Annotated in this window: 17 protein-coding genes and 1 riboswitch; of the genes, 12 read left to right on the forward strand and 5 right to left on the reverse strand. The window is 37.8% G+C overall.

The genetic code is table 11. The annotated features are described in order from the left end of the window. Positions 1-9 precede the first annotated feature (9 nt). The 8 genes from AB2Q86_RS03135 (at position 10) to AB2Q86_RS03170 (ending at position 9,492) form a co-directional block, all read left to right on the forward strand. The gene (locus AB2Q86_RS03135; RefSeq protein WP_012581836.1) at positions 10-2,475 is read left to right on the forward strand and encodes a hypothetical protein; all 2,466 of its coding nucleotides are present in this window, start codon (positions 10-12) and stop codon (positions 2,473-2,475) included. Between the two features lie 112 nt (positions 2,476-2,587). Next, positions 2,588-3,991 (forward strand): deoxyribodipyrimidine photo-lyase, encoded by a 1,404-nt coding sequence (locus AB2Q86_RS03140; protein WP_012581835.1) that lies wholly within the window; start codon positions 2,588-2,590, stop codon positions 3,989-3,991. A gap of 137 nt (positions 3,992-4,128) precedes the next feature. After that, entirely contained in the window at positions 4,129-4,542 is a 414-nt protein-coding gene (locus tag AB2Q86_RS03145) for a DUF2177 family protein (RefSeq protein ID WP_003725899.1), read from the forward strand. Positions 4,543-4,544: 2 nt separating this feature from the next. After that, positions 4,545-6,311, forward strand: coding sequence for a DAK2 domain-containing protein (locus AB2Q86_RS03150; RefSeq protein ID WP_077904938.1), 1,767 nt, complete (start codon positions 4,545-4,547; stop codon positions 6,309-6,311). Continuing rightward, positions 6,311-7,081: a DUF1295 domain-containing protein gene (locus tag AB2Q86_RS03155; protein ID WP_077904939.1), complete on the forward strand. Its 771-nt coding sequence runs from the start codon at positions 6,311-6,313 to the stop codon at positions 7,079-7,081. Before AB2Q86_RS03150 ends, AB2Q86_RS03155 begins: the two co-directional genes overlap by 1 nt. 126 nt (positions 7,082-7,207) lie before the next feature. Next, positions 7,208-7,750, forward strand: a complete 543-nt coding sequence (locus AB2Q86_RS03160) for a DUF1269 domain-containing protein (protein WP_003725902.1) — start codon at positions 7,208-7,210, stop codon at positions 7,748-7,750. A 181-nt stretch (positions 7,751-7,931) separates the two neighbouring features. Further along, positions 7,932-8,498 (forward strand): hypothetical protein, encoded by a 567-nt coding sequence (locus AB2Q86_RS03165; protein ID WP_012581832.1) that lies wholly within the window; start codon positions 7,932-7,934, stop codon positions 8,496-8,498. Between the two features lie 193 nt (positions 8,499-8,691). Next, a complete protein-coding gene (locus tag AB2Q86_RS03170; protein WP_003727259.1) occupies positions 8,692-9,492 on the forward strand; it encodes a formate/nitrite transporter family protein in 801 nt (266 codons plus the stop codon). A 39-nt stretch (positions 9,493-9,531) separates the two neighbouring features. Here the strand turns inward: AB2Q86_RS03170 and AB2Q86_RS03175 are convergent, their stop codons facing one another. Beyond that, on the reverse strand, positions 9,532-10,638 hold the full coding sequence (locus AB2Q86_RS03175) for a homoserine O-acetyltransferase (RefSeq protein ID WP_012581831.1): 1,107 nt from the start codon (positions 10,636-10,638) through the stop codon (positions 9,532-9,534). Positions 10,639-10,654: 16 nt separating this feature from the next. Continuing rightward, a complete protein-coding gene (locus tag AB2Q86_RS03180; protein ID WP_003725904.1) occupies positions 10,655-11,932 on the reverse strand; it encodes an O-acetylhomoserine aminocarboxypropyltransferase/cysteine synthase family protein in 1,278 nt (425 codons plus the stop codon). Between the two features lie 108 nt (positions 11,933-12,040). Then, positions 12,041-12,141, reverse strand: a riboswitch (SAM riboswitch). A gap of 238 nt (positions 12,142-12,379) precedes the next feature. On the opposite strand from AB2Q86_RS03180, the gene AB2Q86_RS03185 reads away from it, so the two are divergent. After that, a complete protein-coding gene (locus AB2Q86_RS03185) occupies positions 12,380-12,907 on the forward strand; it encodes an HdeD family acid-resistance protein (protein ID WP_003729331.1) in 528 nt (175 codons plus the stop codon). 46 nt (positions 12,908-12,953) lie between these two features. Here the strand turns inward: AB2Q86_RS03185 and AB2Q86_RS03190 are convergent, their stop codons facing one another. The 3 genes from AB2Q86_RS03190 to AB2Q86_RS03200 form a co-directional block, all read right to left on the reverse strand. Further along, the gene (locus AB2Q86_RS03190) at positions 12,954-14,264 is read right to left on the reverse strand and encodes an LPXTG cell wall anchor domain-containing protein (protein ID WP_012581830.1); all 1,311 of its coding nucleotides are present in this window, start codon (positions 14,262-14,264) and stop codon (positions 12,954-12,956) included. A 218-nt stretch (positions 14,265-14,482) separates the two neighbouring features. Continuing rightward, on the reverse strand, positions 14,483-15,175 hold the full coding sequence (locus tag AB2Q86_RS03195) for a Crp/Fnr family transcriptional regulator (RefSeq protein WP_012581829.1): 693 nt from the start codon (positions 15,173-15,175) through the stop codon (positions 14,483-14,485). A gap of 75 nt (positions 15,176-15,250) precedes the next feature. Continuing rightward, positions 15,251-15,799, reverse strand: coding sequence for a biotin transporter BioY (locus tag AB2Q86_RS03200; protein WP_012581828.1), 549 nt, complete (start codon positions 15,797-15,799; stop codon positions 15,251-15,253). A 194-nt stretch (positions 15,800-15,993) separates the two neighbouring features. Between AB2Q86_RS03200 and AB2Q86_RS03205 the strand changes: the two genes are divergently transcribed. The 3 genes from AB2Q86_RS03205 to AB2Q86_RS03215 are packed head-to-tail and all read left to right on the forward strand — an operon-like array spanning position 15,994 to position 18,002. Continuing rightward, positions 15,994-16,326 carry a PadR family transcriptional regulator gene (locus AB2Q86_RS03205; protein ID WP_003729335.1) on the forward strand — a complete coding sequence of 111 codons (333 nt, stop codon included), beginning with the start codon at positions 15,994-15,996 and terminating at the stop codon, positions 16,324-16,326. Continuing rightward, positions 16,319-16,909 carry a DUF1700 domain-containing protein gene (locus tag AB2Q86_RS03210; protein WP_003729336.1) on the forward strand — a complete coding sequence of 197 codons (591 nt, stop codon included), beginning with the start codon at positions 16,319-16,321 and terminating at the stop codon, positions 16,907-16,909. Before AB2Q86_RS03205 ends, AB2Q86_RS03210 begins: the two co-directional genes overlap by 8 nt. Next, positions 16,902-18,002 (forward strand): DUF4097 family beta strand repeat-containing protein, encoded by a 1,101-nt coding sequence (locus tag AB2Q86_RS03215; RefSeq protein ID WP_012581827.1) that lies wholly within the window; start codon positions 16,902-16,904, stop codon positions 18,000-18,002. The genes AB2Q86_RS03210 and AB2Q86_RS03215 overlap by 8 nt, the downstream gene beginning before the upstream one ends. Positions 18,003-18,007 lie beyond the last annotated feature (5 nt).

The raw sequence follows: 18,007 nt of genomic DNA on the forward strand, positions 1-18,007 counted from the left end.
GCTGGCGAATTGGCTTTCAAAAAATTAATACTTGTATTGACCATTGCGGCTCTTTTTCTTGGTTTTAAAATAGTGGTAGCAGCGGAAAATGGAAGTAGAGACTTAGCACCAAATGAAGCGATAGTAACTAATTTTGCAGAATTAAAAACAGCTATTTCCGAAGATAATGGAATAGACACAGTGTACTTAGGTGCAGATGTTGAATTGTCGGGTGGAATTATCATCCCAGCGACGAAAAAGACATTTACTTTATCAGGGAAAAATCCAGCAACAGGTGAAATACATACTTTGACAGAAACAATGGCATCAGCTGGTGCCCAGAGTAGCGTGATTACAGTTAATACAAACACAGGTGCGAAAGAGACAACGTTAAAAGATATCCATATTGTCGGAAAAAATTATTATGGGACGATTTCCGTTTATGGGGCTGCGAAAAACGTCGTACAAAACTATGAAAATGTTCATTATCAAGGTCCGCAAATGATTTATAATTTGAACGGAACAGCGAATTTTAAAGGAACCAATGATATAACAATCGCATCGGTTGTATCTGGTTCAGCGGCACCAAATGAAGTGGCGGAAATTAAAGGCGTGAGCGTTTCCGGTAAGTTGAATATCAATCACGCAAGCTCGAATGCGAATAGTGCTTTTTGGTTCGGTGGTGGAACGGCCGACGTAAACACTTTTACAGTGGAAGAAAATGCAGACGTGACGATACTTTCTAATGGGACAGGGATGTTTTATCGTTCAGGGGCAAAACCAATTGACATAGATGTGAAAAAGAATGCGAAGTTAGCTATTACTTCTAACAATAATATTTTCCGAGACACGCCGGGCGGAGCTGTTAAAATCGCGTCAGGTGCGGATGTAACTATGACAAAAACTGCTGGCGGGAATCCACTTCTATGGGTGGCAGATGATATTACCGTAAGTCCTGATGCCCGCTTTATCTTAAATAAAACAGGCGGAACTGGCTATATTATCCAGTTTTATAATGCGACGGCGAAGTTAGATGTAAATGATCCTCTGAGCTTTTTAATTACGACAAATTCGAATACGCCGATGTTTTACTGGCCTTATGCGAATACCTTTAATTTAAATGCGCAAATGGTGAATTACTGGGATACGGTTGGAACCATTGATCGAACGGATTTGGCAGCGCAAAGTTTTAGTTTACCAAATGGGGAAAATGTGACGGGGAGTTTGACGTACACTGGGACAACGACAAAAATTCTGTCAACGAATGCCGGGATGACGCCGACTAATTTTAATCAAAACACTGCGCGAATGATTGCGATGGGGCGACTTGAGGGAACGATAAATCCTGTGACAGACGCAGATAATGAAATTATAGGAACAGCGACACCAAACGCTTTTATTAACATTTCATATACAGAAAATGGGGAAAATAAGGTTTTAGAAGGACAGGCAAATGACGATGGAACTTATCGAATTGCTATTCCAAATGGTTTTATCAAGCCTTACATTAAATTGACTACAACCATTAAACAAGACCAAAAAAGGATAACATTAGACGATATAACTGTAGAAGACGTGACTCCGCCAAGTGGGGAGGCCGTTACTCAAATTATCCAACTTGGAGATCCCTTTCCAGATGTATCCGAATTAGTAACTAATATCTATGATCATTCCGATAATACGTCTGGAGCGGGAATTACAACTACTTTGCAAAGTGCACCGGACACCAGTGTTTTTGGACCCGCAGAAGCCATTGTTCGTTTAGAAGATAAGGCACAAAATTACGTGGATATCCGTGTACCCGTTTTTATTAAAGATGATGAAACAGAGATTCAAGACGGTAAAGCATTACGAGCGGCGGACTTTTCGGTAAATGTAAAAGATATTATCGAGCTCAATGATGCCGAACTGGAGCAATTCATTTTAAACAAATCGGGTGCAAAAGCTTTCAATATCGAAACTGGTGAGGACTTAAGCGCGGAGTTGAAAGTAGCTAGCACCAATTTGAAAAAAGAGACAGGCACCTATGCGGCAACGATACAAATTGGCGAATTAACGAAAGAGATTGCGATTCAGGTAACAGGTGAGCTCAAATTTAATCATGTGCCAGAAACGATTTCCTTCGAAACAATGGAACTTAATCAACAAAAAAATATCGCAAAACGAAACGCTGACTTTGATTTATCTGTGCTTGATTCAAGAGGCTCAGGCGGCAAATTTAGCGTAACAGCGACCGTTAAATCACCGCTGACATCCACGACAAATTCGGCACATACTTTGCCAAATGGGCTCATTTTTATTGATAATACTGGAGCGAAAAAAATTCTTTCCGATGAACCAATCACCATTTTTGAATCACAGTCAGCTAGTGAGATGATTGTTCCGATAGAATGGGCAGACGACCAAGGGATTTTGGTGGAAGTTGATGCAGCAGAGGCCTATGTGGATGAAAGCTATGAAACGACAATCGAGTGGACTCTGACGGATGCTCCGTAAAAACCTGTTAGCAAAAGTTAACAGGTTTTTTTCATGTTATAAGCCCATTGTTTTCTAAATACACTAGTTTCTCGTATAATAGCGTTAAGTAATTTGCGAAAGGTGGAAGAAAATGACTTCGGTAATGTGGTTTCGGAGAGATCTTCGAGTAAATGATAATAAAGCCCTCTATCATGCCTGTAAAGAGGACGATTTGCTTTTGTTATTTCAAGTAAATCCAGCACAGTTCATCACAGGAAGTCCTAGCCACCAAGCTTTTTTTGCTAGTGTGGCTCATTTTAAGCAAGAAATCGATAAAACTGCACATGTACAAATCATGTTTGGTGAACCGATAGAATGCTTCCAACAATTAAAAGATACGCTACCAAGCTGGGATAAAGTTTATTTCAACCGTGATGAAACAGGATACGGAGCAAAGCGGGACGAGGCGGCGCAAGCTTTCTTTGACGAACAAAAAATCGAGGTTCAATCCTTCCACGACAGCTATCTTCATTCAGCGGAAGAAGTAAAGAAATCTCCCACAGAATACTATAAAATTTTTACCCCTTACTATAAAAAATGGCGCGAAGAAATAAAAGAAACACCGTTCAAAGTGACTTTAAAGCCAGAGAATATCCGGAAAGAAAGTTTGTTTCCGAAATACGAAGAACAGTTTGCGGAAATGACTTGCGATTTGCCGATATTAGATTCTGGTGAACGAGCAGCGAATACGAGACTTGCGAATTTTATTAAACACGATATTGCTGACTATGACAAAGCGAGAGATTTCCCAGAACTGGATAAAACAAGTCATTTATCACGTTATTTACGGACGGGAGAAATCTCGATTCGGACGGTTTGGCAGGCACTTCAAGAAACAAAAGCAACAGAAGGACGAGCTACATTTGAAAAAGAACTTTGTTGGCGCGACTTTTATAATATGATTTACGTTTCTTTTCCTAACCAAAAAAACGAGCCTATCCAAGAAAATTATCGTTTTATTGAATGGGAAAACAACCGCGAATTTTTCAAAGCGTGGCAAGAAGGGAAGACTGGTTTCCCGCTCGTTGATGCAGCGATGCGCCAGCTGAAAGAAACTGGTTGGATGCATAATCGACTAAGAATGATTACAGCGTCCTTTTTAACAAAAGATTTGCTGATTGATTGGCGTTTTGGCGAAAAATATTTTCAACAAATGCTGATTGATTATGATCCTGCGAGTAATATTGGTGGCTGGCAATGGGCGGCTTCGACTGGAACAGATGCGGTGCCATACTTTAGGATTTTCAACCCAACGACACAATCACAAAAATTTGATCCAACTGCGAAATTTATTCGAAAATATGTAAAAGAGTTAGCGAATCTACCTGATAAATATATTCATCAACCTGAAAAAATGTCAGAAACAGAGCAGAAAGAGTATGGTTTGGTATTAGGAAAAGACTATCCATTCCCTTTAATTGACCATAAAGAACGGCGTAAATTAGCCATTGCACGCTACGAGTTTAGCAAAGAGCATTCTAGGGGAAATATATAGATAATGAGTCAATCATTTAATTAAATGGTTGACTTTTTTGTGGCAGTATTCACAAAGAATGAGTCTTGAGCAACCTTCTAGGAGTAAGAACCTGGGTATGTTAAAATTCATTTATCAAGTGATAAGGGGGAATCACAATGGCGCAATTTTTAAAGCTATTTCTAACGAGTGCAGTAGTTTTCTTGATTTTTGATCTTTTTTGGTTACTCGTAGCTTCTAAAAAAATGTATCAACAATTTATTGGGGATTTAATGGGGGATGTAAAACTTGCTCCAGCAGTTATTTTTTACTTTATTTATGTCGTTGGTGTTACCTTCTTCGTTTTACTTCCTGGGACAGAAAAAGGAAGTTTAGGTTACACCATTTTAGCAGGCGCCTTATTTGGTCTAGTTTGTTATGCGACGTATGATTTGACGAACTTGGCGACACTTAAAGATTGGCCGATTACGATGACCATAATTGATCTCGTTTGGGGAACGGCTGTGACGACTGTGACTTCGGTGATTGTTTACTTTATTAATCTGCATTTCTTCTCGGGAGCAGGTTCCTAATGATGGAGTCTGAAAGCAAACGTCTATTACAAAGTATGCTAAACGGAGCGGCTGAAGTAATTAGTAAAAAAGACGAGCTTAATCGAATAAATGTTTTTCCCGTAGCAGATGGGGATACGGGGAGTAATTTAGCTTCTTTAATGCAAGCGATAATTGATCATGTTTCCCCGAGAGAATATTCAACGAAGGAATTGCTAGAGGAAGTAGCTAGCGCGGCGCTCATTGGTGCTCGAGGCAATTCAGGGATGATTTTTGCGCAATACTTAAATGCTGTTGCGGAAAGTTATCACCACCTTGAATCGACTTTTGATGGATTAGTTCAAGCTTTTCAAAATGCGGTGCATAAAGCTTATGATGCCTTGTTGGATCCAAAAGAAGGGACTATTTTGTCTGTGATGAAGGCATGGTCAGAGGAGCTTGCTGGGACGTATGGGCAGGAGCGTTCTTTCCAACAATCGCTTTTAAATGCACAAATAGTTGCGGAGAAAGCCTTGATTAATACAGAATTTCAAATGCCGATTTTACGGAAAAATAGGTTGGTGGATTCTGGTGCGAAAGGGTTTTATTACTTTATCGCCGGGCTTACAAATGCTTATTGTGGTAAAGCGGTTTCTGCACCCGTTCGTTTTACGGAAGTAGAGCAAACAGCGGAACATAGGCATGTTGAAACAAGCGAGCCGAAATATCGTTATTGCTCGGAATTTATTATCAAACAAGCAACTATCTCACATCAACATTTACAGGAAATTCTCGCATCTAAAGGGGATTCCTTAGTAATTGCAGGTAATGAGAAACAAATAAAAATCCATATCCACACAAATGAACCAAAAGAAGTTTTAAGCCTCATGGCAGCATACGGCGTGATGACGTATCAAAAAGTAGATGATATGCGTCTGCAATATGAAGTCACAAAAAAGCCTCGCGCAAAGATTGCTATAGTGACCGATTCGATAGCCGATTTACCAGAAGCATTTTTACTGGAACACCAAGTACATGTATTACCGATGAATATTTTAGCTGGAGAAGAGAATTTTCTTGATAAATTGACGGTTGGCCCGGACATGATGCAAGAAAAATTAAGAAAACAAACGAAAATGAGTACAGCCCAGCCAACAATTCGAACGGTCGATGCCTTATTATCATTTTTAGAAAATAAATATGAACATGTGCTTGTTATCTCTGTTGCGGCGAAATTAAGCGGAACTTATCAATTAATCAAACAGCGGATAAAAGCGCGGGAGTTGTCCTCGGACTGGATACGTGTAATTGACTCTAAATTAAATTCGGTCGCGCAAGGAATTTTAGTGAAACAAGCAGTAGAACTAGTGGAATCAGGTAAATCATGGGAATCTATTTATCCTGAAGTGGAACAAATGATTGAGCGGACCTTTATTTATGTGGCGGTTGCAGATTTGTCGCCGATGGTGCAGTCTGGCAGAATTCCGCGGGTGTTAGGAAAGTTTGCACAGAAATTATCACTCTACCCGATTGTGAGTTTGGACGAATCCGGGGATGGCAAATTGATAGGCGTATCGTTTAGTCAAAAACAAAGCATGAAAAAAATCATTAAAAAAATAGCAAAATTACAGCTGAAAGAGCTGGCGATTACACATGTTTCTTCAAGAGACACCGCGGCAATTTGGCAGAAGCAACTTGAAAAAGAAACGGGGAAAATCAGCTACTTAGTGGATAGTTCGGCAGCCATTGCGATTAGTGCTGGACTCGGAAGTGTCGCAGTCGCGGGGATTAAAAAGGAGGGAACGATATGATGTATTGGACAGTAGCACTCGCTTTACTTGTTTACTTTATACTCTGGTTTATTATTTCAAAAATAAAAGGAAAATATTCGCTCGTTGATATTGCGTGGGGTGGCGGCTTTGTTGTTGTAGCATGGACTGGATTTTTAACGACATTTAGCATGACAGCACAAAGTATAACCATTCTTGTTTTAGTGACGATTTGGGGTGTCCGTTTGTTTTGGCATTTAGCGCGCCGGAATTGGAACAAACCAGAAGATTATCGCTACGTTAATATGCGCAAACGCTGGGGAACGACATTAGTTAATTTGAAAGCCTTCTTAAATGTCTTCGTGTTGCAAGGTGTTTTATTATTTATTATTGCTTTGCCGATTACACATAGTTTTGCTAATGAAACAGCGACATTCGCTTGGTGGCAAATCCTTGGTATTGTTATCTGGATTATTGGCTTTATTTTTGAAGTCGGTGGCGATTTGCAATTAGAAAACTTCAAGAAAAATCCAGCCAATAAAGGAAAATTATTAACAACTGGTTTTTGGTCAGTTACACGGCATCCAAATTATTTTGGTGAAGCACTTAGCTGGTGGGGTGTATTTTTAGTTGCTTATACACAATTAACCGATCTGTGGCTGATTACTAGCCCGATTGTTATCACTTTATTATTACTATTTGTTTCCGGCGTTCCGTTACTTGAAAAAAAATATCGAGATAGAGCAGATTTTCAAGCATATGCGAACAAAACGTCAAAATTTTTCCCATTTATTGGTAAAAAAGGTCTGTAAAAAGTAGTGATTTTATCTTGCTAATGCTATTAATTGCTATTTGTATGATAGAGCGAGTAGAATAAAGATAGGTACGATAAATAGTATCTGAATATAATACTTTATGAGGCGAGAGGGGTACAACAGATGAAAAAAGAAAAAACAGTGTTAATTATGAATTTCGATGAAGAAAGCATTTCTTACCAAGCTTTTTCTGAAATGAAAAGATTGCACCAAGAACGCAAAATTATTGGTTATCAAATGGCGGTTGTAAAACATGAGCCAGGAAATAAACTTGTTGCACAAGATTTTCTTGATTTTACTGGTGCCGATAAAAATATGAAAGATAGCCTTATTGGTATGTTAATTGGTATTTTAGGCGGCCCATTTGGTATTTTAATTGGTTGGATGGTCGGCGCAATCGTTGGTTCCATGCGGGATGCTGGCGAAGTGAAAGATGCTTTAAATGTATTTGAAAGAACATTAAAAACAATTCCTGAAGGTTCAACAGGTGTTATCCTTATTGCGACAGAACAAGAATTAGCAAATGTAAACGACGTAGCAATGGATGAATTACACGGCCGTGTGCAACGTATGGATGAAGCTATCGTAGCTCAAGAAATCAAAAGCGCACAAGAAACAGAAGGAAAAGCAAAAGATTCTGCTAAAAAACATTGGTTTAGTAAATAAAAATATTTCAAACGAGGACAATAATAAAACTCGTAATGAAAAATAATTTTCATACGAAGACAGAGGCGTTTAGAGCCTCTGTCTTTTTACGTAGAAGCATGATTGATTTAATCATATTAATATGGTACATTGCTGATATTATACTCATTGTTTTAAAATCTTGTGTAAAAGGAGAAATCGAATGTCCGTAAAAGCTTGTTACATAGAGGTAAAATCAGCTAAGAATGAGGATGGATATGCTACGATAGCTACTACATGGGTAGGCAAGGATATGCCAGTAAAACCTTTAACTAGCAAGAAAACGGGAGCGATGTGGTCGCATGAATGCGTTTTTGGTGTGATTGGTTCCAAAATTGGCGATTTTATTCCAGTCCATAGTGTCAATTCATCTCTACAAGAAGGCGTTTTTACACAACGAGATATTGCCACGCAATTAATAGCGACATTCAGCGGGTTGAAAATGACTGAAATTGAGTGGCGTGAAAATCCGTTAGCCGATACATCAAATGACGGAAAAACGCGAGCGAAATGGTTACCTGAAAAAGAGTTCGATATTGTCCACCTCTTTTCAGATGTATATATAGATGTTTGCCAGCCGGATGAAATTACTTCTGATTTTTTTACGGTAATAGAAGAGCAAGATGGCTATGAAAGAAATTGGTTCATGTGTACTGAGCAAGCAAAAAAACTCCTGAAAAAAATGAACTTCGAAAATATTAGCGTTGGAGGAAATAAAATTTTAGGATAAACCCTATTTTTGTTTTAAGATAAATAAAACGGGGAAATTAACAACATAAAACACCAAGATAGAAAAAAATTCAATATGGTAACGCTTAACTCATTTTTATTTTCTGAAAACTATTTGCATCAAATTAAAAACATGCTACAATAAACAAGTTGTGAATTTCACAAGAAAATTTTTTGTTTGGAGATGAAATAATTTGGATGTGGAAAGTAGTCCATTAATGCAGAAAATTGATTATAGTACGCGCAAAAAAATTGATTTAGTAAATAATAGTATTCTTCGTTATATCGTGCGCGCGATGTTAGCATGTTTATTCTTGACACTAGGGACTGCGGTCGCTGTAATGATTGGTGATAAAGTCGATCATTTCGCTCCAGGACTTGGTAAAATCACGTATGCATTTATGTTTAGCTGGTCGCTCGTTATGATTATTTATATGAATGCTGAGCTTGGTACTTCTAACATGATGTATATGACAACTGGTGTTTATCAAAAAATTGTTAAACCAGGAAAAGCATTACAAATTTTGCTTTTATGTATTGTTTGTAATTTATTGGGTGGAATTCTTGCTGGGTACTTAGTTTCCCTAACATCTGTTTTCCATAATTTACCTGCTGACCATTTCTTATTTACTGCTGTTAGCGGTAAGCTTGAAAAAGCGCCACTACAAATTTTTGTAGAAGGTATTTTCGCCAATATTGTTGTAAATACGGCCGTGCTTTGTACACTTCGAATGAAAGATGATGCTGGTAAAGTCATTGCGATGATTTTCATTATTTTCATCTTTGCATTCTTAGGATTTGAGCACGTTATCGCCAACTTCTCATCTTTCTCATTAGCATTTTTCGCTTCTGGTGGAACACTTGCTGCAATGACAGCGGGCAATGTGACCGTCAATTTAGTACTTGCTTTACTTGGGAATTTTGTAGGTGGTGGCCTCGTTATCGGACTCGGCTATGCTTGGCTTAACCGAACGAAATCAATTTACAAAGACTAATAAAAAAGAGACCTCAGAAATTTTCCGAGGTCTCTTTTTTTATATACTTTTAACAGGTAAATTACTTAAAAATGACCGAATGAGCGGTTCGAATTTCGGGACTTCTTTTTCGACTAGAAAAGCGTCATGACCGTATTCGGAGGCCACTTCATGATAAGTAACCGGCACATCCCATTCTTTTAAAAGCTCATAACCACGGCGCAAATCATGAATTCGGAAAAGTTGATCGGTTGTGATGCCAATGAGCAAATAAGGAATTTTAATTTTTGAAAAAGCGGGTAAATCATCTTTCGCAGGAGCCGTAACGTCAAATAAATCAATCGCCTTTGTTAAATATAGATAACTATTCGCGTCAAAGCGCTCGACAAAAGTATCCCCTTGATATTGTAAATACGACTCGATTTGAAAATGCTCTTTTGAAAAAGCGGCAGGGGAGGATTCGGCTACTGTGAACCGTTCAAAGCGTTTCGAGAAAAGTTCGCTCGTCCGGTAAGTCATCATCCCAACCATTCGCGCAGTAGCAAGTCCGCCCTCAGGTTGACCAACATAGTTGCCGCCATTAAAGTCAGGGTCGTTCAAAATCGCCATGCGCATAATCAAGTTGTAACCAATCGCATCAGGTCCAGCAGCAAGCGGGGAGGCGATATTGATAATGCTATCCGTAATATCGGCATAATCAATCGCCCATTCCGTCGCCTGCATACCACCCATCGATCCGCCAATCACCGAAACAATCCGCGTAACCTCAAGCTGCTCCAAAAGTTCACGCTGCACTTTAATAATATCTTTAATCGAAAAACCTGGAAACTGTAAGCGGAAAGGCTCGCCAGTTTTTGGATTAATCGAAGAAGGTCCAGTCGTGCCACTACAACCACCAAACACATTAGTGCAAACAAGAAAATATTTGTCCGTATCAATCGTTTTCCCCGGACCAATGTAATCATCCCACCAACCAGGCGCATCACTCTCAAAATGTTTCGCCGCATGTGCCGTCCCAGTGAGTGCGTGTTCTAATAAAATGCAATTATCGCGTGATTCAGAAAGTGTCCCGTATGTTTCATAGCCGACTAAAACAGGGCTTAATGTTTCTCCATTTTCAAGTAGAAGAGGACTTTTTTGAAATAGTTCTTTTTGTTGTAAGGTCACTTCTCTTCACTTCCTCCTAAATTTGCTCTAATGCTTTCGTTAAATCTTGGATAATATCATCGGCATTTTCGATTCCGATAGATAGGCGAATGGACTCTGGTTTCACGCCAGCTGTTAGTTGTTGTTCTTCGCTTAGTTGTTGATGGGTCGTGGATGCTGGATGGATGATAAGCGATTTTGCATCACCAACATTCGCTAAATGCGAGAATAATTCCACGGATTCAATCACTTTTTTACCAGCCTCGTAGCCACCTTTAACCCCAAATGTGAAAATGGAGCCAGGTCCTTTTGGTAAATATTTTTGGGCTAATTCGTGGTATTTGTTGTCGCTCAAACCTGGATAATTCACCCAAGCTACTTTTGGATGGTCATTTAAGAAATTGGCAACTTGTTTCGCATTTTTGACATGTTGTTCAAGGCGTAAGGATAGCGTTTCTAAGCCTAAAATGAGTAAGAAAGCGTTGAACGGAGAAAGTGCTGCGCCAGTGTCACGAAGGAGTGAGACGCGTAGTTTGGTAATATAAGCCGCCGCGCCAACGTCATTTGTATAAGACAGACCGTTGTAGCTATCATCTGGCACCACTAGCTTTGGAAATTTGCCATTTGCCCAGTTAAATTTACCTGAGTCAATAACCGCGCCACCAATTGCAACCCCGTGACCACCAATGAATTTTGTTGCCGAGTAAACGACGATATCTGCACCAAAATCAAACGGGCGATTCAAATAAGCGGTCGCGAATGTGTTGTCAACGATGAGCGGGATATCGGATGCGTGCGCAATTTCTGCTACTTTTTCGATATCGACAATATTAATATCAGGATTCCCAATTGTTTCTATGAAAACAGCTTTCGTATTATCTTTAATCGCTTTTTCAAAATTTTCAGGTTCATTAGGGTCAACAAACGTTACGTCAATCCCAAAAGTTTTAAACGTATGGGAAAACAGCGTGTGCGTTCCGCCATAGAGTGTTGCGGCTGCGACGATGTGATCTCCGGAACCAGCAATATTTAAAATAGAGTAAGTAATAGCAGCCATCCCAGAAGCAGTTGCAACCGCACCAATACCGCCTTCAAGTAGCGTTAACCGTTCTTCTAAAACAGCTGTAGTCGGATTCATAATTCGCGTATAAATATTTCCAGTTTCTTGTAAACCAAATAAGGCTGCGGCATGTTCCGGGCTATCAAATGTGTATGACGTCGTTTGATAAATTGGTACGGCTCTGGAATGCGTATCTCCGTCCGGTGTATGTCCGCCGTGTACTTGAATTGTTTCGAATTTATACTCATTACTCATAAAATCCACTCCTCTTTAATATGTATTTATCAGTAATTTCCATCAAAAAACCTCCCTAGCAGTATATAAGCCGCCAGAGAGGATAGAGTTTCCTAAACTTGGATTTCCGACTTATCTTTCAGAATATACTGCTGGAATTAGCACCGTGAAAATAAATTCCGGTTGCTAAGGCTTCAAAGGGCCAGTCCCTCCACCTTTCGTGATAAGAAAATACTATTAAATTAAGTTATATATTACGCTGGATGCTATAAATTGTCAACTATCTATTGAAAAAGTCTGAAATTGGTAAGTTTTTCAAGGTTTTTGTGACAACTCTGTTTTTTCGCGCCGATAAATTTTTTTTAAAAGGTTTTAAATCCATTTTTTAGGCTATTATAGTTAAGACTAATTATATTTCATTAAAAATGGGGTTAAGTTAGAAAAAAACAAAGGGGAGTTGAAATAAAAATGAAGACTTTTACACGAATTCTTGTTTTATTAGCGGGGATTGCAATGATTATACTTGGGATTTGGTTCTTATTCCATCCAGGAATTTCATTATTAACCTCGACATTAATGTTCGGTTTCTTATTACTGATTTCTGGTATTTTCCACACAATCTCTTACTTTTCAGACAGAAAAACACAAAATGTTTCTGGTTGGGTGCTAGCTGACGGGATTTTATCCATCTTACTAGGTTTCTTGCTATTATTTAATGAATTTGACGGAACTTTAACACTCGTATTACTTTTCGGTATGTGGGTATTATTTGCTGGTATTATGCGTACAATTGGCGCATTCACTGCTAAACAAAACAATGTTCAAGGATGGGGCTGGATTTTAACAATCGGTATTATCGGCATTATTGTTGGTTTTATCGCTCTATTCAATCCAGTTGTTTCCGCAATTGGTATCGTACTTGTCGTTGCGATTTTCTTCATCGTCCAAGGTATCGGTGCAATCGCAACATTCTTCTTTATTGGTAAAAATAGTTAATAAAAAAGTGAAACCAATTTATACAATTGGTTTCACTTTTTTTTTGTTATTTTTTTCGTAAAATTATTACTGAACTGCCGCCTAAAATAAGTCCAATCAATGTTAATGAGATTGAATTAGTATCACCGGTTTTCGGAATAATTTTTTTGGTTTCATTAGTATTGCTCTTCTTAGTATTTATCGTTTTTACTTCAGAGGGTGATTCATATAGTTCTCTAATTTTCAACGTTTCTGGGTCATAAATATAGTAGGTTTTTTCGCTGTATTCTACTTCAGTACTGCTATATAAAGCGAATATATCACCTGGTTGTAAAGGTGTTTCGAATGTAATGGTGAAGTTTCCTTTTTCATCTTCTATAGACCATCCAATCAAATTTTCGTCCTCATCTTCTGCGATTACGCCTAAGTTAGGCATAGTAACTCCGTATAGAATGGAAGGTGTACTTCTTTTCAAATCAAGAGTAGGTGCTTTAAGTGTAGGCTTATCACTTACGATAACGTAGTAAGAAGAAAACTCTGATGTATTTCCCGATGGATCTGTTGCGATAACAACAAAGGTATGCATACCAAGTCGAGAATATGTTGGTTCATATCCAGGTTTAAAAGTTAAAGTAACTTTACCCGAGTTATCAGTAGCTGTTACAAATGTAGAGGGCGTTATAGTTTCTCCTTTGATAACAAATGGATAGTCGTCTGGATTAACACTAATCGTCGGCGGCTCTTGATCTAGAACTTTGTAAGTAACTATTAATTCACTAGTTTTTCCATCTTTCGTAGCTATTATTGTTGTTGTAAAAGTACCAGTTTTTTTGGTAGAAGGCACTCCGGATTTAAAGCTTAATTTTGCTCCTGCGGCAGGTGTTGCGAATTGATTCGGTGTTGGTTTGGAGCCTAATTCAATCACAGGTGTTGTTGTTTTTAACGTTGCAAGTGGTGCGGCTTCTTTTACTATGTAGTTAACTGTTATATCCGTAGAAGTATTATCATCGAAAGTCACGTTAATCTTTATTGAGTAGTTTCCAGGTGCATTCGTTACAGGTTGTCCGTTTTTAAAAGTAAATGTTGGATTATTTGAATCGTCATTGACTGTTACAAAATCTTGTGCAGTGGGTGTATCTCCAATTTTAAAAGAAAGGTTTGTTTTTCCAACTACTGCATTTGCGCTGGCTTTTAAAAGTTCTTTTTTAGATTTTTGTTCTTCAATCGAATTGTTTTTTGTAGAAGTTTCTGTTGGTGGAGCTGATTCTGTTGTTGATTCATTTTGTTCTCCGAATTCTGTAGCCAAAACGGGAGTGCTAATCGATAAAACTAGTCCAAATGCTAAAATTACAATTAACCTTTTTTTGATGTTTTTCATTCCATATCCCCAATTTCTTTTTTTTATTTTATATTGCAAATTAATTATACAATATTATTTAACTTTGTGAAAGACGATATTAAATTTATTTTACAAAAAATTACAAAAAAATTACAATTGTGTCAGAAAATACAATGATGAAAATTAATCAGCTAATATTTACTTGTTTTGTAGTTAACATAAAAAAGCCGCATAATATAAAATATGCGGCTTTAAAACTATTTATATGTATTGCTTAGGTTTTGTTTTCGATTCTCGAAATCAGTTACACGCCAAGGTTTTGGCGAAAGCGAAATAATTCCATCTTCTTCTAGCTTTCGTAGGTTAGTTGCAACGTAAGCTCGAGCTAAATTTAGATAATTTCCCAAGATTTTTTGGGTGAAATAATAGGGAATCAAACAAGAACCATCCGACTCGATTCTTCCAAATCTCTCCCCACAAGCAATTAATCCCGCTAAAACTTTCTCGCTAGAAGGTAAATTAACGTAACCTTCCCGTTCTAACATTGGTGTAACCATACTTTGCATAAGTGCATTCATCTGCCAAAAAACATCTGGTGAACTTAAGAATTTATTAAGAACATATTTACGTTCAAATTGATAAACACTCACTTCACTTATCGTTGTGTAATTTGCTGGTGATTTTGCGCCACCAAGAAGTGTAAGCGGGCTGATACAATCTTGTTTACCTAGGAAGCTAATGATACTATCTTCTTTACAAGTATTTTTACTCATAGAAACGACACCATCTTCAATGATGTAGAAATAATCAGTTTCCGCACCTTCAGCTAAAATCTGTTGGTTGCGCCTAAAGCGAATTCTTTTATATGGAAGAACTGCTTCACTAGAATCTTTTAATAAATTGAGTAAATCTACGTTGTAAAAGCTATTTTCCTCATTCAGTAATGACATATACCGAGTCCCCTTTTCTCAGTGTTAATCATTATCATTATATAGGAGAAGACTCAAAATGTGTATTAATGGGACTTAGGATGCTCGAAGTAATTTGGCTTTAATCAAACGATCACGAATGAGAACACCTAATAACGCCGCAAAAACCGCTTTGATAATGCCGGGAATAATGAAAGGAACCATGCCTGTTAAAAAGGCAGCTGACCAGTCAAGTCCGGTGCTGACTTTGAGCCACAAAACGCCGAAAATAAGGGTGACAATCGCACCTAAGATGTTCGCCACAATTGCATAGGGAACAGTAAATTTTGTCTTTTCGAGTAACCAGCCTGTAAGTAATGCATTAAAAATAAATCCAATAATAAATCCGCCGGTTGGTCCAAAAATAATTCCAATTCCTGCTGTCATACCTTGGAAAACAGGAATACCCACAGCGCCAAGAACAATGTAAACTAAAACAGATATTGTACCATGACGAGCTCCAAGAATGGTTGCAGCTAAACCAATGGCAAATGTCTGCCCAGTAAGTGGGATTGGACCAAGTGGGATAGCAACTTGTGCAAGTAAAGCAATGATGACTGCGAATAAAGCATCAACAACTAAAAATTTCAATTTCTGATCGCGCATAAACATATCTCTCCTTAATGTAAACTTATTACTAAAATAGGTTAACATTTATTTTCTAAAAAAACAATACTAGTTTTTTTTAATCAGTACCTTGCAATGAACACTAGTGTATGTTAAACTATAGTAGTAGTGAACGATATATAGTAGTGGTTACTTAATACTAGTGTGCAATTTAACAGAATGGAGGAGTTAGCATGGAGGTTAACCCACAGTTCAAAAAAGGTGTGTTAGAACTTTGCTGTTTATTTTTAATTCAAAAGAAAGATTGTTACGGTTATGAATTAGCAAATCAAGTGTCTAAATATATTGAAGTAGCTGAAGGTGCTATTTATCCGGTACTTAGAAGATTAGTAAAAGAAGAGTATTGTTCCACTTATTTAGTAGAATCAAACGAAGGTCCATCAAGAAAATATTATCAACTGACAGTAAAAGGAGAAATTTACTTGCAGGAACTTATTTCTGAATGGAATAATTTTACAGACAGTGTGGCAAAGCTATTAACAGAGGGGGATGCAGTAAATGAATAAACAAGATTTTCTCAATGAATTAAACCAACGACTGGAATTGCTTGATCCGAAAGAACGGAGAGAGTTATTATCGGACTATCAGGAGCATTTCAGAAATGGGATTGAAGCAGGGAAAAGCGAGGAGCAAATCGTTTTTGACCTTGGGAAGCCAGAAGAAATTGCCGCAGATATTATTAGTGAACGCGGCCTTCGTGAAGAGCCTGCTGAAGCGGATTATTATTATGTACCGCGAAAAAATCAAAATGAAAATAGATCAGTGAGCAAACAAATTTTAATTGGTGTCGGATTATTTTTCTTAGATATTTGTCTTATCATTCCAATTATGGTTTCGCTGTGGTCTTTGGTTATTTCACTTTGGGCAACAGTAGGAGCGTTCCTTCTATCACCAGTTATACTTGGCGTAGGAATTATATTTGGGGCTGATTTCGAGTTTTATCAAATGTTTGTTTCTATTGGACTTGTCGGTCTCGGACTGATGCTTCTATTTGCGGCAAATGCGCTTACACAACTTACAAGTAAAGCGACAGTAGCGATTATCGCATGGCACAAATATGCGGTTAAAGGAGGCGGAAGAAATGCATAAACATCACTTAAGTAAAAAATTATTTTTCGCCGGGTTGGTACTTTTTATTATCGGTGCTATCGGCGTAGCATTAACGATGAACAAAGGTAATATGATAGAAAAAGGTGAACCACTTACAAAACAGTGGGACTTATCAGCTGAAAATATTAACTCCATTGCTTTTTCTTCTGAGCGCGACGTAACGTTTGAATGGAAAGAAAGTACAAATGGGAAAAATTACATCGAACTAAAAGGTAATTACTCTGCTAATGATAAAAAAGCCATTCAAAAATTAGATCCAGTTTCGGAAGATGGAACGTCCTTTAATATTACAGTTCCTGAAGAAGAGGATTGGTATAACGGCTTTGGCAAAATATACGCATACGGTCAACAAAAAGTAACCGTTTATTTAACAAAAGATACTAAATTAGCTGATTTAGAAGTGAAATCTCATTCTGGAGATATCAATGTAGCTGATTTTAAAGTAAAGAAATTTGTTAGTTCTACCAACTCAGGTGAGTTAAAAGTAAGTAATTTGGAAGCAAATACTGCTCAAATGGCTACTTCTTCTGGTGATTTGGAATTATCGAATATGAAAGCAAATAGCTCAGTTGAAACTGGTTCTGGACAGACCGACCTTACTAATTTAACAGGTGATTTAGAAGTAAATGGTGGTTCAGGCGATGTGAATGTTACAGGTGTTAAAGCGAAGAAACTTAAAATTGCCATCGATTCAGGAGACATTGAGTTGACTAGTGGCACTGTAACCGACCTAGCAGTGTTAACAACAAGTTCCGGAGACATTGATGCAAGTACAAAAGGTAAAGTACAAGCGGAATCCAACTCAGGAGCAATTGAACTTGCAGGCATAACGAATGACGTAACAGCAAAAACAAGCTCAGGTGATATCGATGTAGCTTTTATCAAACAAGTAAAAAACATCGCAATCAATACAGATTCTGGTGAAGTAGAACTTGAACTACCAGGTGATTTTAAAGCTATTTATGAAGCAAGTAGTAATTCTGGTAGCATTAAAGTACCAACAAGTGATTCCAATACGGATAATCGCGTAACGGTAAAAACAAGTTCCGGAGATATTAAAATCGAAAAATAAAAAAT

Source organism: Listeria monocytogenes, from assembly GCF_041765605.1.
Classification (GTDB): Bacteria; Bacillota; Bacilli; order Lactobacillales; family Listeriaceae; genus Listeria; species Listeria monocytogenes_D.